General features: G+C 50.3%; 18 protein-coding genes and 1 other RNA gene. 15 read left to right on the top strand and 4 right to left on the bottom strand.

The genetic code is table 11. From position 1 onward, the window contains the following. The first annotated feature begins 55 nt into the window (after positions 1–55). An RNA gene (rnpB, locus tag BMX45_RS21865) (RNase P RNA component class A) lies at positions 56–462 on the top strand. Positions 463–775: 313 nt separating this feature from the next. After that, positions 776–1,054: a hypothetical protein gene (locus BMX45_RS21860; RefSeq protein WP_090911818.1), complete on the top strand. Its 279-nt coding sequence runs from the start codon at positions 776–778 to the stop codon at positions 1,052–1,054. A 68-nt stretch (positions 1,055–1,122) separates the two neighbouring features. Here BMX45_RS21860 and BMX45_RS21855 read toward each other — a convergent pair whose 3' ends face one another. Beyond that, positions 1,123–3,051 carry a S8 family peptidase gene (locus BMX45_RS21855; protein WP_090911816.1) on the bottom strand — a complete coding sequence of 643 codons (1,929 nt, stop codon included), beginning with the start codon at positions 3,049–3,051 and terminating at the stop codon, positions 1,123–1,125. A gap of 255 nt (positions 3,052–3,306) precedes the next feature. On the opposite strand from BMX45_RS21855, the gene BMX45_RS21850 reads away from it, so the two are divergent. The 6 genes from BMX45_RS21850 (at position 3,307) to thiI (ending at position 8,014) form a co-directional block, all read left to right on the top strand. Then, positions 3,307–3,813, top strand: a complete 507-nt coding sequence (locus BMX45_RS21850) for a YpuI family protein (RefSeq protein WP_009592128.1) — start codon at positions 3,307–3,309, stop codon at positions 3,811–3,813. A 139-nt stretch (positions 3,814–3,952) separates the two neighbouring features. Continuing rightward, positions 3,953–4,177: a DUF1540 domain-containing protein gene (locus BMX45_RS21845; RefSeq protein WP_006209042.1), complete on the top strand. Its 225-nt coding sequence runs from the start codon at positions 3,953–3,955 to the stop codon at positions 4,175–4,177. A 69-nt stretch (positions 4,178–4,246) separates the two neighbouring features. Continuing rightward, complete coding sequence (locus BMX45_RS21840) at positions 4,247–4,603, top strand: hypothetical protein (protein ID WP_090911814.1); 357 nt, start codon at positions 4,247–4,249, stop codon at positions 4,601–4,603. Positions 4,604–4,790: 187 nt separating this feature from the next. After that, positions 4,791–5,450, top strand: coding sequence for a lytic transglycosylase domain-containing protein (locus tag BMX45_RS21835; RefSeq protein WP_254778183.1), 660 nt, complete (start codon positions 4,791–4,793; stop codon positions 5,448–5,450). Positions 5,451–5,618: 168 nt separating this feature from the next. Continuing rightward, positions 5,619–6,779: a cysteine desulfurase family protein gene (locus BMX45_RS21830; protein WP_090911809.1), complete on the top strand. Its 1,161-nt coding sequence runs from the start codon at positions 5,619–5,621 to the stop codon at positions 6,777–6,779. After that, a complete protein-coding gene (gene thiI, locus BMX45_RS21825; RefSeq protein ID WP_090911806.1) occupies positions 6,776–8,014 on the top strand; it encodes a tRNA uracil 4-sulfurtransferase ThiI in 1,239 nt (412 codons plus the stop codon). The genes BMX45_RS21830 and thiI overlap by 4 nt, the downstream gene beginning before the upstream one ends. Positions 8,015–8,147: 133 nt before the next feature. Here thiI and BMX45_RS21820 read toward each other — a convergent pair whose 3' ends face one another. After that, positions 8,148–8,840 carry a TerC family protein gene (locus BMX45_RS21820; RefSeq protein ID WP_090911804.1) on the bottom strand — a complete coding sequence of 231 codons (693 nt, stop codon included), beginning with the start codon at positions 8,838–8,840 and terminating at the stop codon, positions 8,148–8,150. Between the two features lie 128 nt (positions 8,841–8,968). On the opposite strand from BMX45_RS21820, the gene BMX45_RS21815 reads away from it, so the two are divergent. The 5 genes from BMX45_RS21815 (at position 8,969) to BMX45_RS21795 (ending at position 13,996) form a co-directional block, all read left to right on the top strand. After that, positions 8,969–9,631, top strand: a complete 663-nt coding sequence (locus BMX45_RS21815; RefSeq protein ID WP_090911802.1) for a TerC family protein — start codon at positions 8,969–8,971, stop codon at positions 9,629–9,631. A 258-nt stretch (positions 9,632–9,889) separates the two neighbouring features. Next, positions 9,890–10,402 (top strand): hypothetical protein, encoded by a 513-nt coding sequence (locus BMX45_RS21810; RefSeq protein ID WP_090911800.1) that lies wholly within the window; start codon positions 9,890–9,892, stop codon positions 10,400–10,402. Between the two features lie 152 nt (positions 10,403–10,554). Further along, positions 10,555–12,396, top strand: a complete 1,842-nt coding sequence (typA, locus tag BMX45_RS21805) for a translational GTPase TypA (protein ID WP_009592389.1) — start codon at positions 10,555–10,557, stop codon at positions 12,394–12,396. A 39-nt stretch (positions 12,397–12,435) separates the two neighbouring features. After that, a complete protein-coding gene (locus BMX45_RS21800) occupies positions 12,436–12,729 on the top strand; it encodes a YlaH-like family protein (protein ID WP_009592386.1) in 294 nt (97 codons plus the stop codon). Between the two features lie 163 nt (positions 12,730–12,892). Next, positions 12,893–13,996, top strand: a complete 1,104-nt coding sequence (locus BMX45_RS21795; protein ID WP_090911798.1) for an LCP family protein — start codon at positions 12,893–12,895, stop codon at positions 13,994–13,996. Between the two features lie 455 nt (positions 13,997–14,451). Here BMX45_RS21795 and BMX45_RS21785 read toward each other — a convergent pair whose 3' ends face one another. Continuing rightward, positions 14,452–15,132, bottom strand: coding sequence for a YhcN/YlaJ family sporulation lipoprotein (locus tag BMX45_RS21785; RefSeq protein WP_090911795.1), 681 nt, complete (start codon positions 15,130–15,132; stop codon positions 14,452–14,454). Between the two features lie 117 nt (positions 15,133–15,249). Here BMX45_RS21785 and BMX45_RS21780 point away from each other — a divergent pair, with 117 nt between their 5' ends. Further along, entirely contained in the window at positions 15,250–16,581 is a 1,332-nt protein-coding gene (locus BMX45_RS21780; RefSeq protein WP_090911793.1) for a PhoH family protein, read from the top strand. A gap of 196 nt (positions 16,582–16,777) precedes the next feature. Then, a complete protein-coding gene (locus tag BMX45_RS21775) occupies positions 16,778–18,028 on the top strand; it encodes an extracellular solute-binding protein (protein WP_090911791.1) in 1,251 nt (416 codons plus the stop codon). Between the two features lie 55 nt (positions 18,029–18,083). On the opposite strand, the gene BMX45_RS21770 is transcribed toward BMX45_RS21775, so the two are convergent. Continuing rightward, a partial coding sequence (locus BMX45_RS21770) for an IS3 family transposase (protein ID WP_139212482.1) occupies positions 18,084–18,381 on the bottom strand: 298 nt, incomplete at its 5' end.

Genomic DNA, 18,381 nt, shown 5'->3' with positions numbered 1-18,381 from the left:
TGTTTAATGGTTGTGTACCGCATGAAATCACGATATAATATGTAATGTTGTCCGGAAAGTTTGACAGACAATCGCTGGCGGCCGCTAAGCCGCGAGAGGAAAGTCCGGGCTCCATAGGGCAGGGTGCTGGATAACGTCCAGTCAGCGCGAGTTGAAGGATAGTGCCACAGAAATGGACCGCCGATGGCCACCTTAGGGCGGCACAGGCAAGGATGGAACCGAGGTGTAAGAGACCCCGAGGAACGCTGGTGACTTCGTTCCTGGTAAACCCCACCTGGAGCAAGACCTAATGGGACGCAGTCTCCTTCGAAGAGACAGCCTTAGCCCGAGGCGCGTCCGGGTTGGTCGCTTGAGCCGATTAGTAATGATCGGCCTAGATAGATGATTGTCGCTTATGGTGGCAGGGTAGTTCCCGTTATGACCACGAAGAGCACAGAACCCGGCTTACGGAAAACTTTCCCAACTGCACAACGTTTATGAATATGCTATGGTACAAACGCGTATTTTCTTTTCACTCCTTGTCTCGGGGTGCATAGGAAATGCGCGTTTTTTCAAGTATCAGAAAGTATAAACTTCGAAGCTCGGGTCTTCCTGATATCGCAAGAAAACTTCCTCTAGCCGCGGTTTTTCTTCTGAGAAAGTGCATCGATAGTCGTTTTTCTTAGGGGGTTGTGAAAATATTGGGAGATCATGTGCCCTGTACGGATAATCGTCCATACCAAATAGCCCTTGTGATAATAAGCTATAATCATCAACGGAAAGGAGATGCAAACACATGTCTTGTCATAACGATTATCCATGTCCTCCGGTGTCCCCGATTGTGTGCGATCCGATTGTAGTCGTGAGAGACCACTATGTACCGCAGATCGTACCGGTTATTCATCCTATAAAAGTGGTGGATAAGATTCACTGCGTGCCGGTAGAAAAACATCTGTACACGTACAGCGAAGAGGAAGTCGTAACCGAAAAAGGAGGCTATGGCGGCGTTACGGTATCCGGCAAGCGTTCCAAGAAAGCTACAGTGCGTACCAGTCGTACTCGCCGGAAGAAATAAACATGGCGGCAATGCCCCGGATCATGAATAAAGCAGCCAACGCGAGAGGGCGGAAGCTGCTTTATTCTTTATCTTTTATTCGTTAAGCCGTTTAATTTGCGGAGCTCTTGTTCCAGATTGCGAAGGGTACGGCCAGGCCACATTTGAAGAGGCACTTCAGGGGCGCCGACCGCTTTCAAGGACTGGAAGATATCGATCTGACCGTGACCGTAATATTTATCCCGTCCCTTGTCGCCGAGATCCACCGCTTGGTTGATCATGACATCCATGACCTCTTGATTGGTCAGGTCAGGGTTAAGGGAACGGATGAGCCCCGCCATGGCGGCTGCATGGGGACTTGCCATGGAGGTCCCGGACAGAGCGGCGTATTGATTTCCCGGGAAGGTGCTTGCGATATTGGTCCCCGGAGCGGCCACATCGATGTAATCGCCATAGTTGGAATATTCCGCCCGCTTTTGATTGGAATCCGTTGCGGCGACAGCCAGCACCTCCGGATAGGCGGCAGGATAACCGGGGCGCTCCGTGTTGTCGTTGCCTGATGCGGCAACAAGCACAACGTCGCGATCATAGGCGTATTTGACGGCATCATGCAGGAACTGGGAATCCGCATAGTTGCCAAGACTCATATTGATCACCTTCGCTCCGTGATCCGTGGCCCAAATAATGCCTTCCGCGACGGCATAGGTTGTTCCCGATCCGGATCCGTCTAGCGCTTTAACGGGCATAATTTTGTTGTACCAGCTAACGCCTGCAACGCCTTCGCCGTTGTTGACCAGGGCACCGATGATCCCGGCTACGTGCGTCCCGTGCCCCACATCATCCAGGGGCTGTTTGTCTTTCTCAACAATGTTGTATCCTTCCACCAGTTGTCCGTCCAAATCGGAATGCTGAAGATCCACCCCAGTGTCAATTACGGCGATGATGACATCTTCGCTGCCTTTGGACAGATCCCAGCCCCGGTTTGTCTCGATGACGGGCAGATTCCATTGATATTCCGAAAACAGGAGATCATTCGGAATATTGACTTGGGCATTCGCCCCCTCCGGGAAATCCGAGTTAACCCGGGATTGAGGGCTGCGATCATTGGTTAAATAAATGTAGTGAGGCTCCGTGTATTTGATTTTCCACTTCTGCTGGAAATAGGAGCGCAGCTTCTGGTAATCCATATCTTTGGAACGGAAAACATAGGCATAGCCCAGTTTCCTTGGCGTTTCGCAAGATATTTCCCTGGAGATATCCAGCAGCTGCTGCTTTGACGGTTCATTTTGAAAGGACACCACGATTTCATTTTCGTAAAAATGACTGGCCTTTTCATTATCATGGCCGGTTTTGACGGTGATGTCGGAGAGGGTATCCGCATGGATGGACTCGACCCGGAATTTTCCTTCCTTTGGATACGGAATTAAGCGGAGATTCCGCTTCTGGTGATTGCTTACCTCTTGAAGCACAGCTTGATTGACCAGGGCGGCAGCGCCATATCTGCCATCCTTGGACGGTTCGGCCACAATAAAATAAGGCTGCCCCGCCGCGTTGAATTTGGGAGAATCATAAGCTTCCCCGCGTTTCAATTTCTGCTGCGCCAGTTGAAAATGATGAGCGATCCGATTTTTGTCGGTTTTGCTCATTTTGGGAAGCGGTCCTTGAACGTCCGCCATCTTGTTTTCCTTGAGGTTATACCAGCGTACTTGCTGAAAATGCTTGTGCATCTTTTGCTCTTTCTGCGTATACGCCTTGACTTGCCCCGCGCTGCGCAAAGCGTCATTGTTCAGCATTTTGCGGAGGTGTCCCCTGGCATCGAGACGGTTTAATTGATCCGTCGCCTGGATATCGCCCATAATGGTAAAATGCTTGGCCTTGTCCTCCTGCTGGGGTTTTAAGGGCCGTGACGGTTCAGCCGTTGGAGCCGGCTGTTTGGAACCGGGGATGAACAGCAAGATCAGAAGCGCGCCAATAACTGACGCCGCCCCTATAATGCTCCAAAAGGTACGGGATTTCACATATTTTCCTCCTCGCCGCATTTCAGGATTGTAAGTAATCTTAGCGTGGGAAGAGTGAATCCTTTTTATGCGTGCAAGAAATCTTTAGTCAATCTGAGTGAATGCGCCAAAAAATTGTACTAAAAATAACCTTGTAAGTGTATTCATGATAGGGATTTCGTTATCCCAAAATTTGTGTTAGGATAGTACATATTAGCATGACCGTCAGGCCGTTCGGCCTGCAGGGTCACGACCATTTAAGGGGGATCTATCGTAATGCCAGCAGACAATCTTCAGAAATTATGCTCAGAATCCAGAGAAAAGTTGAAATCTGCTATTTCGATTATGGAAACGTTTTTGAATGAACATGCTTTATCTCAATTGGTAACGGAACAGGACGAGGAAACCGTTCACTTTTACAAAGGATTTCTGTCGGATGTTCGCCATTTGCTCGTATTTTCTGAAGTTTCCTATGAGAAGCTAGGCGTTGTACAGCGTCGCCCTAATTTTGATATCGATTTTGCCGAGAAGGCTTTGTATAATTTGTATCATCGCTGTGTGAACAGCTTCTTCTATCCCAAAAATGAAAGTTATTCCGAAGATGGCCGTTACGCCTACACCGGACAGGATGCCATCCGTTTCCGGAAAAAGCCGGTCCGTCCGGCACGTGACGTCATCATGAACATTACCAAGATTTATGAAGAGCTTCGTGACGATCTTGCTTATTACGAGAGCGATTATTTGACGGAGCGCCGGATGCAATCCGAGAGAAGCCACGCTTAGTATAATTTAAGGAAGACGCTAGAGATGCCAACCGTTGGCATCTCTTTTTTGCGTTATGCGCCTAAGGCACCAACTGACAATCGTTATCGTGCATACGGGCCATAAACATAGGAAAAAATGTTGACGAGGTGATGCTAAAATGGCCAACGAAGCCAAACCATTAGTGAAGTGCAGTGTCAGCAATTGCCATTACTGGGGAGAACAAAATTTATGTCATGCCGAGATGATTATGATCGAGATTGACCGTCATGCAAATGTGAAACTTAACGAAGAGTATGGGGCAGAGCCTTACGTAGACGATCATCAGGATGTTGCTGACAAGTCTTCCGAGACCTGCTGTCTGACCTTCAAGCCGAAGGGCTGACGGACACAAGCCCCCGATAAAGTCAGGGTGCCGGGCACTTTAGGATGATGGAAATGGAGGAAGCGAGCTATGGATAAAAAACATCGCAAAATGAAGGTTGTTCAAGGCAAGCGAAACCGGGTAGACTTCCCGCGGAAGGATCACCGCGAAGAATATGCAGCCGAGGTGGCTCCGCCGATGGAAACCTCGGTGCGGCATGCAGACGAGGATAAGGCGGATCTGTCCACTGGCCGGGCGGTTGGATACGTAGGCCTGGTATTAGGGATTGCCTCCTTGTTCATGTGGTCGGTCATTCTCGGACCTATCGCGGCTGTCGTGGGTTATTACGCTTACAGCAAAGGCAGCAGAACGACAGGTGCTTGGTCCATAGGACTCGGCATTCTGGCGACGCTCAGTTATTTTATCTTGATTCCTTTCAGCAGATAATGATTGATTTATTTATCATCGTTCAATATGGGCGGGTCAACCGGGAAGCAGGGTTGCTCCGCCTATTTTTTTGTCGAATAGGTATAGCAGATTGTTCCAGTTCCGTGATAAAATAAAGGACAAGTTTGAAATTCAACTGCAGAAAGTGAGTTAAACAATGCAAATAGATCCGATATCATGGAAGCAAATGACGGATGTATCACAGACGAATACGAATTCCACCGAATCGTCAGCCGGATTTGTCAATGTGCTGAGCAGCCTGCTTAACGAAGAATCCACTTCCAAACCGGTTGAACGTTCCATGACACAGCTGGCGCCCGGTGTCACCTTTAAGGACGGGCTGTTGTGGCAGCAGTTAGGCGTTGTGGATGAGTCCGTTTCTTCGAGCACCTCGATAGAAGCAGAGTTCAACGACACGGGCGCAACAAAGCCTACGACTTTTGAGGATTTAATTACGGCGGCAGGGGAACGCTATGGCGTGCCGGTATCGTTGATCAAAGCGGTCATCGACGCGGAATCCTCGTTTAATCCGCATGCCGTCTCGTCTGCAGGTGCCAAGGGGCTGATGCAGCTCATGGACGGTACGGCGAGAGGACTCGGGGTAAGCAACCCTTTTGATCCGGCTCAGAACATCGACGGCGGTACCAAATATTTGTCCAATCTGATCCAACGGTTTGGCGGAGAGATAGCCATGGTGCTTGCTGCTTATAATGCAGGACCGACACGCGTCGCGGGTTTGGGTGTATCCAGCGATGAAGAGCTGATGTCCGTGGCTCATGAATTGCCCAAGGAAACCCAGGCATACATTAGCAAAGTCATGAACGCCCAGTCGAAATACGCATTGTAGTCCGACTGGGGCGAATAGTAATCTGATAAAGGATCAAACGAGAAGCGCCGCTTTGTCCAAGGCAAGATGGAGTGCGGCTTTACCGTTTGGTCTTTTTGTGTAAATATAAAGGTCTGGAATCATAAGCTATGCAATCTGCGACGCGCAAGATGGAAAGGGGAAATTACCTTGATATATTGGGATCACGCTGCAACGACCCCTCCGTTTGATGAAGTGGTGGACACGATGGCGGAAGTCATGAAGATTCATTATGCTAACCCGTCAGCCCTTCACCGTTCAGGCGAAGCGGCCGCCAAAGTGCAGAAAAGGGCAAGAGAGGTGTGCGCGGCCGCGCTGGACGTTCAGCCGGATGAGATCGTATTTACGTCCGGGGCTACCGAGGGCAATAACATGGCGATAAAAGGGGCTGCGATGCAGTACAGCAGCCGGGGCAAGCATATCATCACGACGGGAATCGAGCATCCATCCGTATATGAATGCTGCAGACAGCTGGAAACGCTGGGCTGGGAAGTGACGTACCTTCCCGTGGATGCCGAGGGCATGGTGGATCTGGCTGCCTTGAGCGAAGCGGTCCGTAAAGATACGGTGCTGGTCAGCATCATGCATGTGAATAATGAAACGGGGGCCATGCAGCCGCTGGCGGAAGTGGGGCGTATCGTGAAGGAGCGGAACCCACGCACGCTGCTGCATGTGGATGGCGTACAAGGATTCGGCAAGGTCCCGGTCTCGCTATCCGGGTGGCAGGCCGATTTGTACAGCTTGTCCGCACATAAGTTCAACGGTCCGAGGGGGATGGGGGTGCTGTACATCAGGCGAGGCGTACAGCTCTTCCCCTTGATATCCGGCGGATCCCAGGAGAGCGGGCATCGGGCGGGCACGGAGAATGTTGCCGGAGCGGTAGCGATGTCTAAGGCCATGCGATTGTCCAGGGAAAATCAGCCTGAGCTTTATGCCAGGATGACGGAGATCAGGGAGCTGCTGCTTCAGGGCATCCGCAAAATTCCGGGCTTGGCGTTAAACAGCAGCGAGCAGAGCGCACCGCACATCATTCATTTTTCGTATCCGGGATTAAAACCCGAGGTGATGGTCCACGCTCTGGAAGAGATGGGCATGCTCGTATCGACCAAGTCGGCTTGTTCTTCCAAATTCAGCGAGCCCAGCCGGGTGCTGTTAGCGATGGGAAAAGACATGGAGGCAGCTTCCTCCGGAATTCGCATCAGTCTTGGCAAGGAGCATCAGCTGGGCGATGCAGCGCGGCTGGTCGAGGTATTGGCGAAAATTTGCGGGAACCTGCGTCCCATCATAGAAAGAGAGGGTAATCGGAGATGACTTACGATAAACTGCTGCTTCGCTTTGGCGAGTTTACCCTGAAAGGCAAAAACCGCAACCGGTTCGAGAGATCGGTGCTGAATCATATTCGAAGCGTGCTCAGACCGTACCCGGGTGCGAAAATCATCAAGGAATACGGCCGCCTGTACGTCGAGCTTAACGGAGAGTCTCCCGAGGCGCTGATTCAAGTGCTGAGGAAGGTATTTGGCCTGGTTTCCATCAGTCCGGTTCGCGTATGCCCTTCGGAACCTGACCGCATTATCGAAGCAGCGGTTGATTTTGTGGGACAGAAGGAACTGGAAGGCACGGTAACCTTTAAGGTCAATGCCAGAAGAGTATGGAAGCAATTCCCTCATTCCTCGCAAGAGATGAACCATTTGGTCGGATCGCCATTGCTGCGGACCTATCCCCAGCTTAAAGTGAAGGTGAAGCAGCCCGATATGGAGCTGCGCGTGGAAATTCGGGAGAACGAGACGTATTTGTACTATGAAGTGATTCCCGGCGCGGGCGGTTATCCCCTCGGTACGAACGGGAAGGCGATGCTGCTCCTCTCCGGAGGAATTGACAGTCCTGTAGCGGGCTGGTCAGCGATGCGAAGGGGACTTGAAATTGAGTGCGTCCACTTTTACAGCTTCCCCTACACCAGCCAGCTTGCGAAGGAAAAGGTCATGGAGTTAACGAGGTTGTTATCGGGCTATACAGGAAGAATCAAGCTTCACCTGGTGCCGTTTACCGATGTGCAGACCTCCTTTGTCGGCATCGGCCAGGACAATCTGATCATTACGTTTATGCGCAGAGCGATGTTACGGATTGCTTCCTCGCTTGCTGAACGGGAAGGGGCACTGGCGATCGTGACCGGGGATAGCCTAGGACAAGTGGCTAGCCAAACGCTGCCGAGCATGAATGTGATCGGAAGAGTTACCGAACTGCCGCTGCTCCGGCCGCTCGTCATGATGGATAAGAACGACATTATCAACATTGCAATGGACATCGGCACATTTGACACGTCGATTCTGCCGTATGAGGATTGCTGCACGTTGTTTGTGCCTAAATCACCGACCACCAATCCGAATCTGAAGATTATCGAGAAGGTGGAGGCTTCGCTTACCGAGCTGCCTGTCTTGATCCAAGCGGCGATTGAAAGCACGGAGACCGTGATCATCACGCCGGACAGTAAGATCGGCGAGCTTGGCGAGAAGCGTGAGGAGCCTGTGGTCAACGAAGACTGGTTCTAAATCGGGTATGAAGCGGTAGCCGCCATGGCGCCGCCGACACAGCGTCTTATGCTGTTCGATTAGAATAAAGACCATAAAAACGCCCCGAGGCTTATCGTAAGCCTCGGGGCGTTTTTATGGTATGTCGAGACCGTTAGGACAGGGTGGACGACTGACGGCGAGCGGCTGATTTTTTTTTCAGATGTCCTGCCGTCAGCACGCCGACGATGATGGCGGCAATGAACAGATACTTTATAATCTGGTGCCCTTCAAAGTACCCTATAAAATGCTTCTCCTCGGTAATCATGGAGGATGCCGTATATGCAAGCACCGCTGAACCTACATAGATAATCCATGGGAAGCGGTTGATCAGCTTGATGAACAAGGTGCTGCCCCATACCACGATGGGAACGCTGATGAGCAGGCCCAGGGTTACAAGGATCATGTTATGTTTGGCCGCGCCGGCAACGGCAATGACGTTGTCCAGGCCCATGGCGGCATCGGCTACAATGATGGTGCGGATGGCTGCGCCCAGGTTGTTGCCAGCTTTGATATTGCCGTGATCATTATTATCGTCGGTCAACAGCTTGTAAGCAATGCCGATCAGGAGCACGCCACCCACAAGCAGCAGCCAAGGGATGTTAAGCAGCCAGACGACAAGGATGGTGGCTATGATGCGGAGAACTACAGCACCTGCCGTACCGTAGATAATGGCTTTTTTCTGGGTTTCCTTCGGAAGATTTCGTGCCGCAAGACCGATCACGATGGCGTTGTCCCCAGCCAATATCAAATCCAAAAACACAATGTTGATTAATGCGAGAAAAAATTCAGCGGCTGTGGTTTCCATGAATGTCACTCCTCTTAGAATACGTTCCACCATTAAACAAAGTGGATTTATTATAGGCCTATTTTTCCTGATGTGCAAGCATAGCCTGGACAAAAACCACATATGTGTAGAGTGGGGGTGTTGTTCTGGTGGAGACGATTTTTTTGTTGGGACAAATATTAGTGATCAATCTTGTACTCAGCGGCGACAATGCCTTGGTCATTGCTATGGCCAGCAAGGATCTTCCGGAAATACACCGCAAACGGGCCGTTTGGATCGGGACGGCAGGGGCTGTGCTTTTACGCTGCATTCTGACTTTTGTGGCCGTCCTGCTGTTGAAAATTCCGTTTCTGCAGGCTGGCGGCGCGTTGCTGCTCATCTGGATCGCGGTCAAACTGATGATGCAAAAAGAACATGATCCTGCGAGCATGGCCAGGGCCTCCACGATATGGGGCGCGGTCAATACGATTCTGATCGCCGATTTTGTCATGAGCCTGGACAATGTCTTGGCAATCGCGGGGCTTGCCAATGGCGATCTCTCCCTGATTGTCATCGGGATTATATTAAGCATTCCAATTGTTGTATGGGGAAGCGGGATGATCTCCAGGCTGCTTCAAAAGTTTCCCGTACTGCTCTATATAGGTGCCGGTATTCTAGCTTTTACAGCAGGCGAAATGCTCATACAGGATTCTCGCGTCGGCTTGCTGCTGGCTTATTGGATGCCCAATGCGCACAGCATGCTGCCGATAATCGTTGCGGGTTTCGTTGTCCTCATCGGCGGATTGCAGACGGTAAGACGGACAGGCACGTAAAAGGGGATACTCCTGAAAGGTGAGAAGTTGGACATACTCATGCAGAAGCTGTAAACCGGATAAATGGACGACTGTCTCCCGCAGTCGTCCATTTCTTGTGATGTAAGGCCGATGCCTCATTAGACGAGTTGGGTAATTTTTAAGCGGAACAAGCTCGGGATATGGTTTTTTTTGTCGGTTTGGGCTAAAATTAACGTAACTGCTTCTGTTAGAAACCGCTGTTTATGGTGATACATATATTGAAGAGAGGGTGATCAAATGTCCTCCAGAAAAGATTTGGCGCTGGGTATTTTCATCGTTGTCGCTGGAGTCGTTATTTTGCTGGGCAAGCTTGGCGTGTTCGGATTTCTGGGCAGAACGTTATGGCCGCTCGTCCTGCTGCTGCCGGGTATTTTTTTGCATATCCTGTTTTTTGGTCGCCGGGCTTCTGCCGCCGTACTGATACCGGGCGGTATTCTGACGGTATACGGGCTTCTGTTCCTTATATGCAATATCGGCGGGTGGGGACTAATGGCCTCATTATGGCCTGTTCTCATTCTCGGTGTGGCCGTAGGCCTGTTTGAGTATTATCTGTACGAGAGCCCGCGTCCCGGCGCTGCATTGCCGATTGCGCTTGGTTTGACGGCGCTTTCCGTTGTGATATTCATCTTCACCTGGCTTCAGACAGGAGCGTTCTACATTATTGCGCTGATCTTGATCGCGGCGGGCGCTTGGATGATCTTCGGCCGCAATCGTTCCAGACGCAATAATAAATGGAGCCGGGGCTGGTAAACGGGAAGAGGTAAAAGTTGCTGGAAGTTTTCTGAAAAGACTTGATTTTCCCGCTCGTTTACCTATATTATAGGATGTATGTTGAAGCGTCGGCATGTCGTCCGGCGCTTTCTTTGTGGCTCATTCGAATAGAAGGGATTTGAGATATATTTATGCAATCAAGAGATCAGATTCGCAACATTGCCATTATTGCTCACGTTGACCATGGCAAAACAACACTTGTAGACCAACTGCTGCAGCAGTCCGGTATTTTCCGGGAGCATGAGACGCTGCAGGAGCGCGCGATGGACTCCAATGATTTGGAGCGCGAACGCGGTATTACCATCCTAGCCAAAAATACGGCTATTACGTATAAAGATTTCTTGATCAACATCGTGGATACGCCTGGACACGCCGATTTCGGCGGTGAAGTCGAACGTATCATGAAAATGGTCGACGGCGTTCTGCTCGTTGTTGACGCATACGAAGGCTGCATGCCTCAGACCAAGTTCGTTCTGGGCAAAGCGCTTGCCCATAACTTGACGCCGATCGTCGTTGTAAACAAGATCGACCGTCCGGCTGCCCGCCCAGCTGAAGTGATCGATGAAGTGCTTGACCTGTTCATTGAGCTTGGAGCGAACGACGACCAGTTGGACTTCCCCGTAGTATATGCATCTGCCCTAAACGGTACTTCCAGCATGGATCCGGAGAAGCAAGACGATAACATGCTTGCTCTTTACGAAACCATTATCGACCATATCCCTTCCCCTACCGAGAAAGTGGACGAGCCTCTGCAGTTCCTCGTGACCTTGATGGATTACAATGAATACCTGGGCCGTATCGCCGTCGGCCGCGTGAATCGCGGTGTCATTAAGCAAGGCCAACCGGTTGCCGTTATGCTTAGAGACGGTTCCACGAAGAATGCCCGTATCGAGAAGCTGTTCGGTTTCCAGGGACTGAAGCGGATCGAGGTTGCCGAAGCAGGCGCTGGCGACATCGTGGCGATCGCAGGCATCAAAGACATCAACATCGGAGAAACCATTGCGGATCCACAGCATCCGGAAGCCCTCCCGGTTCTTAAAATTGACGAGCCTACCCTGCAAATGACGTTCCTGGTGAACAACAGTCCCTTTGCCGGACGCGAAGGCAAATGGGTGACATCCCGCAAGCTTCGCGACCGTCTCTTCAAAGAACTGGAAACGGACGTCAGCTTGCGAGTGGATGAGACGGACAGCCCGGATGCCTATATCGTTTCGGGACGCGGTGAGCTTCACCTCAGTATCCTGATTGAGAATATGCGTCGTGAAGGCTATGAGCTTCAAGTATCCAAGCCTGAAGTTATCGTAAGAGAAATCGATGGCGTCAAAATGGAGCCGATCGAACGCCTCCTGATTGACGTGCCGGAAGAGAGCATGGGCGCTGTTATGGAAAGCCTTGGGACACGCAAGGCCGAAATGGTGAACATGGTGAACAACGGAAATGGTCAAGTCCGTCTGGAATTCCTGATTCCGGCTCGCGGGCTTATCGGCTACCGCACCCATTTCTTGACGCTGACACGCGGCTACGGTATTATGAACCACGCGTTCGACAGCTATGGCCCGCTGGTTGGCGGCCAAGTGGGCGGACGCCATCAAGGCGTGCTGGTTTCCACGGAAAACGGATCTTCGACGTTCTACGGCATGATGTCGGTTGAAGACCGCGGAACCCTGTTCCTGGAACCGGGGACCGAGATTTATGAAGGCATGATCGTCGGGGAGCATACCCGCGACAACGATATCGTCGTCAATATTTGTAAAGAGAAGCAATTGACCAACGTTCGTTCGGCAACGAAGGACGATACGGTGAAATTGAAAACACCGGTCATTTTCTCGCTTGAGCAAGCTCTGGAATACTTGAACGACGACGAGTATTGTGAGATTACGCCGAAATCCGTTCGTCTCCGCAAGAAGATTTTGAACAAGAGTGAGCGCGAACGCGCAGAAAAACATCGTAAAATGGCGCAAGCAAATCTATAATAGATAGAGATCTACTTGCCCAAAAGGAGTGAACCTATCATGCAGGAATGGTTTGCCGCGCACCCGCTCGTTTCGTATATCGTCATTTTTGTGCTGATCACCTACGTTTACAACAAGGTATTCCGAGTGAAGCAGAAGCTCCCTCTGTTGAAGGAGATTCTCCTGTATATCTTGATGGCCCTGGGTTCGGCGATACTGCTTGTGTTTCAGATCGATAAGCTGCCGATTATCCAATGCTTGTTGGTCGCCGTGGCGTTGATGCTGATGGTGCGTATTCGATACTTTGTTGAAGATCGTCAGAAGAAGAAGGCTCAAGCCGAGCCGAAGTCATAAGGTTTGTAGAAATTTAGCAATTCAGGCAACAACCATACGGCAACTTTTTGTCAGTCCCCATCGTTTATAAGAGAGAGAAGTCAACCATGGTCCGGTAAATGCTTCGCAATTTGAAGCGTTTATCGGACATTCATCTAATTTGAATGAAATCAGGTGTTATGATATGAATCCTACTCATACCAGTCTCCCTCCAAGAGCCAAAAGTGGGGGGAAGGGCAAGAAACAGCCAGTTCCTAAAAAGAAAAAAAGCCCATGGAAATCTTTTTTTAAATTTATTCTGATCGTACTGCTAATCGCGGTTTTGGCGGCAGCAGGTTATGCCGGGTATCTCTTCTTCAAGGGGAATCAGGTCATCGAGAAAAGCGGCATCGACAAGCCGGTAGCTCCGGGCCATTCCGCAAAAGAAAAACCGATTACCGTGCTGCTCTTGGGAACCGATCATCGTCCGGAAACAGGGACGTATCTGACGGACGTGGTGATGGTCGCCTCCATGCATCCGGAAACCAATACGTCGACGCTGGTGTCCCTGCCGCGGGATACGCTGATTGAACTTGAAGGATACAAGGCAACAAAGCTGAACGCCTACTACCCAAGATTCAAAGCAGCTTATAAAGCAGCCGAGAAAAAGGAGCCGGGCAGCGGCATTCCGGCAGAAGAAGAAATGAAAGTCATGATGAGCAAGTACCTTGGCGTTAATATCGATTATGTAACGGTCATCGATTTTCAGGGTTTCCGGGAGGTCGTGGATACCTTCGGCGGGGTGGATGTTAACGTACAATACAACATGTGCCACCGGGATTCCGTGGATGGAACCGACATCAACCTGACGGTGGGTCCGCAAAAGCTGGATGGCAAGAAGGCGCTAGACTATGTGCGTTACCGCAAATCAATGAACTGTAATCCGAAGACCAAGGAGTCCAACGACTTTGATCGCAATGCCCGCCAAAGCGAAGTGCTGCATTCCTTGCTCGACAAGATGAAATCGTTTGGCGGCGTTACCAAGGTCGGTAATGCGCTGGATGCAGTCAGCGACAACATGACCACTGATTTCGAGCAGGAGCAAATCCGGAATTTGCTCGCAACTTATTATGATATTGGAAAAGAAGACGTTAAATTTATGCCGATTACCGGTGAGTGGAGAAGTCCTAACGTTTACATTAATGCAAATGAACTCAATGCAGCCAAACAAGCGCTGCAAGATGAGCTTGCAGGGAAACACAACGCCGGCGATCAGGAAGCAGAAGCGGATTCTGCAACGGCTCCGTGACAATTGAAGGCAAGTTTTATCGTATGTTATAATACAATGTATCAGATGGAGATCATTGTACAGGAGGCCGATGGAATGTCCTACCTCATGATGCATACGACACACCCATTGATCCATAGTCGGCAGACGGGTTGCCCTGCCCCTGCATTGGTGCGGGCGGATTCCATTAGGGAACGGGGATCCTTCGGATGTCGTCCTTCTGATTCCATGTCGCTCATGACGGGTTCTTTCGACATGGGTGTCCATGCTGCACCGAATAAGCAGTCATACTCCGAATATGTAAACGGTCATGTCCCTAGCGAAGCAGTTATGCCGGTTAGTGGCGTTGTTATGACCTTAAAAAAAGCCCAGTGAGCTTCACTGGGCTTTTTTTGTATGAAATTTGGAGACTTGTGACGGACAAACTCGGGTCATGACGGGATGTGTCCGCACATAGGGCCGAAATGTCCTCAAGTTTATTTCCTGTCTTGCGGATGGGCCGGTGCATGACCGCGATGATTTGGTTTTACCGTTTTAGCACCGTTTTGCTGGACATTTCCGTTTCGCGGTACATTTCCGTCTCGCGGCGTTACGTCTTTCGGCAATTGAGGGATGATACGGCCAACGATGTCTGCAAGTTCACTGGCAAGTCCGGAAACAGGATGTCCCTCCTGAATGTGCCGACCAAGCTCGGCAATCCGGTTGGCTACGTCCAAATCGGCGGTAACCAGCGCATTGGCGCCTGCCGGATCGGTTTGAAGGGCTTCCGCGACCGTGTATTTAATGGTTCCAACTTCTGCACGATCTAAATCTCCTTCTACATTCAGCCCGACGACAGCCGTATTGCCCATGACAACACAGTTCGCATTTTTAACGCCAGGCACGCTCTCAGCCAGTGATTTCAGGTGATTTGCGGTTGTAGCGTCAACTCGTCCGTTGTTATCATTTACGTTACCGACACGCCCCGTATTGGGGTTATCCGGTGTCCAACCGTCTACATTGTTGGTGGTATAACCTCTGTTCCCGTTCATGTTGCGAACACTGTTAGCAGTGGTTCCATCGGTTTGATTACGAGGAGAGGGTGATGCATGGTTATTGGCGGTCCCGCAGCCTGCGAGCAACAACACCGCCAGCATAATGGATAGAGCAGCTCTCATGGATTGATCTGTCCTTTCGTAATAGAATTCGCTAAATTACTCCAGTCGCTACGCTTATTATGTCCGGGACGGAAAGGTTTATGTGTGTACCTGATGAAGAAGCAGTGGAGGGATAAGATGAAAAAAATATTTGTACTGGATACGAACGTACTGCTGCATGATCCTCAATCGATCTATGCATTCGAGGAGCATGAAGTCATCATTCCTGCGGTGGTTCTTGAAGAGATTGATTCCAAGAAGCGAAATGCCGATGAAATCGGCCGCAATGCCCGTATGGTCTCCCGGTTGCTTGATGGGCTTAGAGAACAAGGTCATCTTCACGACGGAGTTCTTCTGGAAAACGGCGGGACGTTGAAGGTTGAGCTTAATCATCGCAGCTTCGTCAAGGTACAGGAGTTATTTAGCGAAGCATCGAACGACAATCGTATTTTGGCTGTCGCGTTAAATTATAAATTGGAGGAGGAGCCGAAGGAGGACGGAAGACCTGTTGTTCTTGTCAGCAAGGATGTTCTCGTTCGAATAAAAGCGGATGTGCTTGGGCTAACGACTCAGGATTATCTATCTGACCGCACGGCAGACCCAAGCGAATTATATCCGGGATTCTCAACGATCAAGGTGCATCCTTCCGTGATTGATGAATTCTACAGCTATCGTTATTTGCCGATTAAGCCACTTCAACTCTCCTATCCGCTGTATCCGCACGAATTCGTTATTCTGAAGGACGAGATGGGATCCGGCAAGTCTGCCCTGCTTCATGTGAATGAGGATGCATCCCGACTAGAGCCGCTACATCTAAGCAACGAGCCCGTATGGGGCATCAGTGCCCGGAATGCTCAACAGCGCATGGCGATTGAACTTCTCTTGAATGACGACATTCCGCTGGTTACCATTACGGGAAAAGCCGGAACGGGCAAAACCTTGCTGGCATTGGCAGCAGGACTATCCAAAGTGGAGGATGAGCACAAATACAAAAAACTGCTCATTGCGCGTCCGGTCGTTCCCATGGGGAAAGATATCGGATATTTGCCGGGAGAAAAGGAAGAGAAGCTGAGACCGTGGATGCAGCCGATCTATGACAACCTGGAGTATTTGTTCGATACCAAGAAATCCGGCGATATCGATAAAATATTGATGGGTCTGGGAAGCATTCAGGTAGAAGCACTGACTTACATCCGCGGTCGCTCCATTCCGGGTCAGTTCATCATCGTTGATGAGGCTCAGAACTTATCCCGCCACGAGGTCAAGACGATTGTTTCCCGGGCGGGAGAAGGGAGCAAGGTGATACTGATGGGGGACCCCGAACAGATTGACCACCCCTACCTGGATGCCGTTAGCAATGGGCTGACCTATGTGGTTGAACGATTTAAGCAGGAAGGTTTAAGCGGGCATATTACGCTGACTAAAGGGGAGCGTTCCAAGTTGGCACAGCTGGCGGCCGATTTGCTGTAGTGTTATATTTCCCGAGAAATGATCTCACAAAGTAACTTGTGCAAGAAGGACTGTCCGGAATTCATTGGACAGTCCTTTTCGCAATCGGGTCCTATTAGTAAAATATGGACTGGTAAATTATAAAAAAAGATAGGACAAGAGCACTATAAGTTTGGTAAAATAAGGGCATGCGACTATGGGAGGAGTGAAGAGGGATATGAAGCGGAAGAAATATTGGTTCTTATTCGCCATTTTATTATTATCCTTATCCAGTTTATCTCCCAGCTTTGACTTCACTCATCATACGAGACGGGAACCGCCTGGGGATGAACCGATTCCTCCGCAGCAGAGGCCGGAGGTACCGGAGAGCGACCTGGGCCCCATCAAGGTCGGCGTCCAATTGAATCCGGACGATCTGAGGCACCTGAAAGCGCTCAACGAACGCTTTATGGAAGAGACCGGAGCCGTGATCGAAATCACGCCTCTGGAAACGGCCGATACGGAGAAAGAATCGTTTTTGCTTCATATGTCCCTTGGCGAAGGACCGGACATTATATTAACGGATTCCCATTACGTTAAAGCGCTTGCAATGACGGGGTATTTATTGCCCGTCGATGCATCACAGACAACGGTGACCGGCGAGGATACCCTGAATGGTCTTCTCCCGCAGCTGCAATGGAACGGGTATCAATGGGGAATGCCTTTTGATATAGATCCCTATATCGTGACCTGGCAGACTGAAGGGAAGGACGGCGCCTCATTTAACATGCCGGAGAGCCGTCAGGCTTGGCAGGAATATATGGAGCTTCATAAGACGAGCCCTGTCCTCTCATTTGATCCGAAGGATCCTTACGCCTTCGGCGCGGCGGTGCATTTGCTTGAAGGCGATCCTTCCAAGCCGGATCAAGAAGTCCTTGAAATGTTAATACGCAATCACCTTCGAACGCTGGAATCGTCCCACGACGCAGCGGATACGATAGAAACGGGGCAGGAAGATGCCTCTGGCATGGAGGCGGGTTCCGTGGTCGTTGAGCCGTATTCGAGTTTTGCGAACCGAGCGGTAAGCGGAGTGTCTTCCGCATTGGCCATGGGAAAGAGTCATTTGAATACGCCGGTTGTACGAGCGAGAAGTTTCGCTGTAGCCGCACAGACGGAGTCGTCTGCGCTTGCCATGAAATGGATTACGTATATGACAAGCAAAGAGATGCAGCAGGAGTGGAGCAAAACGTCAGGAACACTCCCCGTTGTACCCGAAATGTATGTCACGGGCACGAACCTGAGGGATCGGGGCATTTGGCAAAAAGCAGCGGTTCCCGCCCAGGTGCTGCTCTCCCGGAATGAGCCTGCCGCCTTGGATTTTGGCGATTCGGAAGGTTTCCAGACTTATAGCCAATCAGCATATCGATTGCTGCATGGCGAAATAACGGTTAAAGAATATATGAAATTGTACACGCCTGCTCAACCATAACAAGAAAAAGCTGCCCTCGTGAAGAGACCCCCAAAAGTTAGACACGGTTATTTCATTAGGCAGCTTTCTCAAAATGAGTTCGGTACTGTACCGGACTCATTTTTAATTTTGCCTTTAACCGTTTGGTATTATAGTATTCAATGTATTTTTTCAGTTCTTTCTTAAAATGCTCCACACTTTCAAACTCTTTGTAGTACAGAAACTCCGACTTGAGGATACCGAAGAAATTCTCTATGACGGCATTGTCGTAACAATTCCCTTTTCGTGACATGCTTTGGAGAATGCCTCTCGACTTAAGCGCATGCTGATACGGCTTCATTTGGTAATGCCACCCTTGATCTGAATGAAGGAGA

Source organism: Paenibacillus sp. cl141a (assembly GCF_900109305.1).
Classification (GTDB): Bacteria; Bacillota; Bacilli; order Paenibacillales; family Paenibacillaceae; genus Paenibacillus_AQ; species Paenibacillus_AQ lautus_A.
The sequence above is the reverse complement of the archived record's forward strand: the minus strand, read 5'-3'. Positions and strand labels throughout refer to the sequence as shown.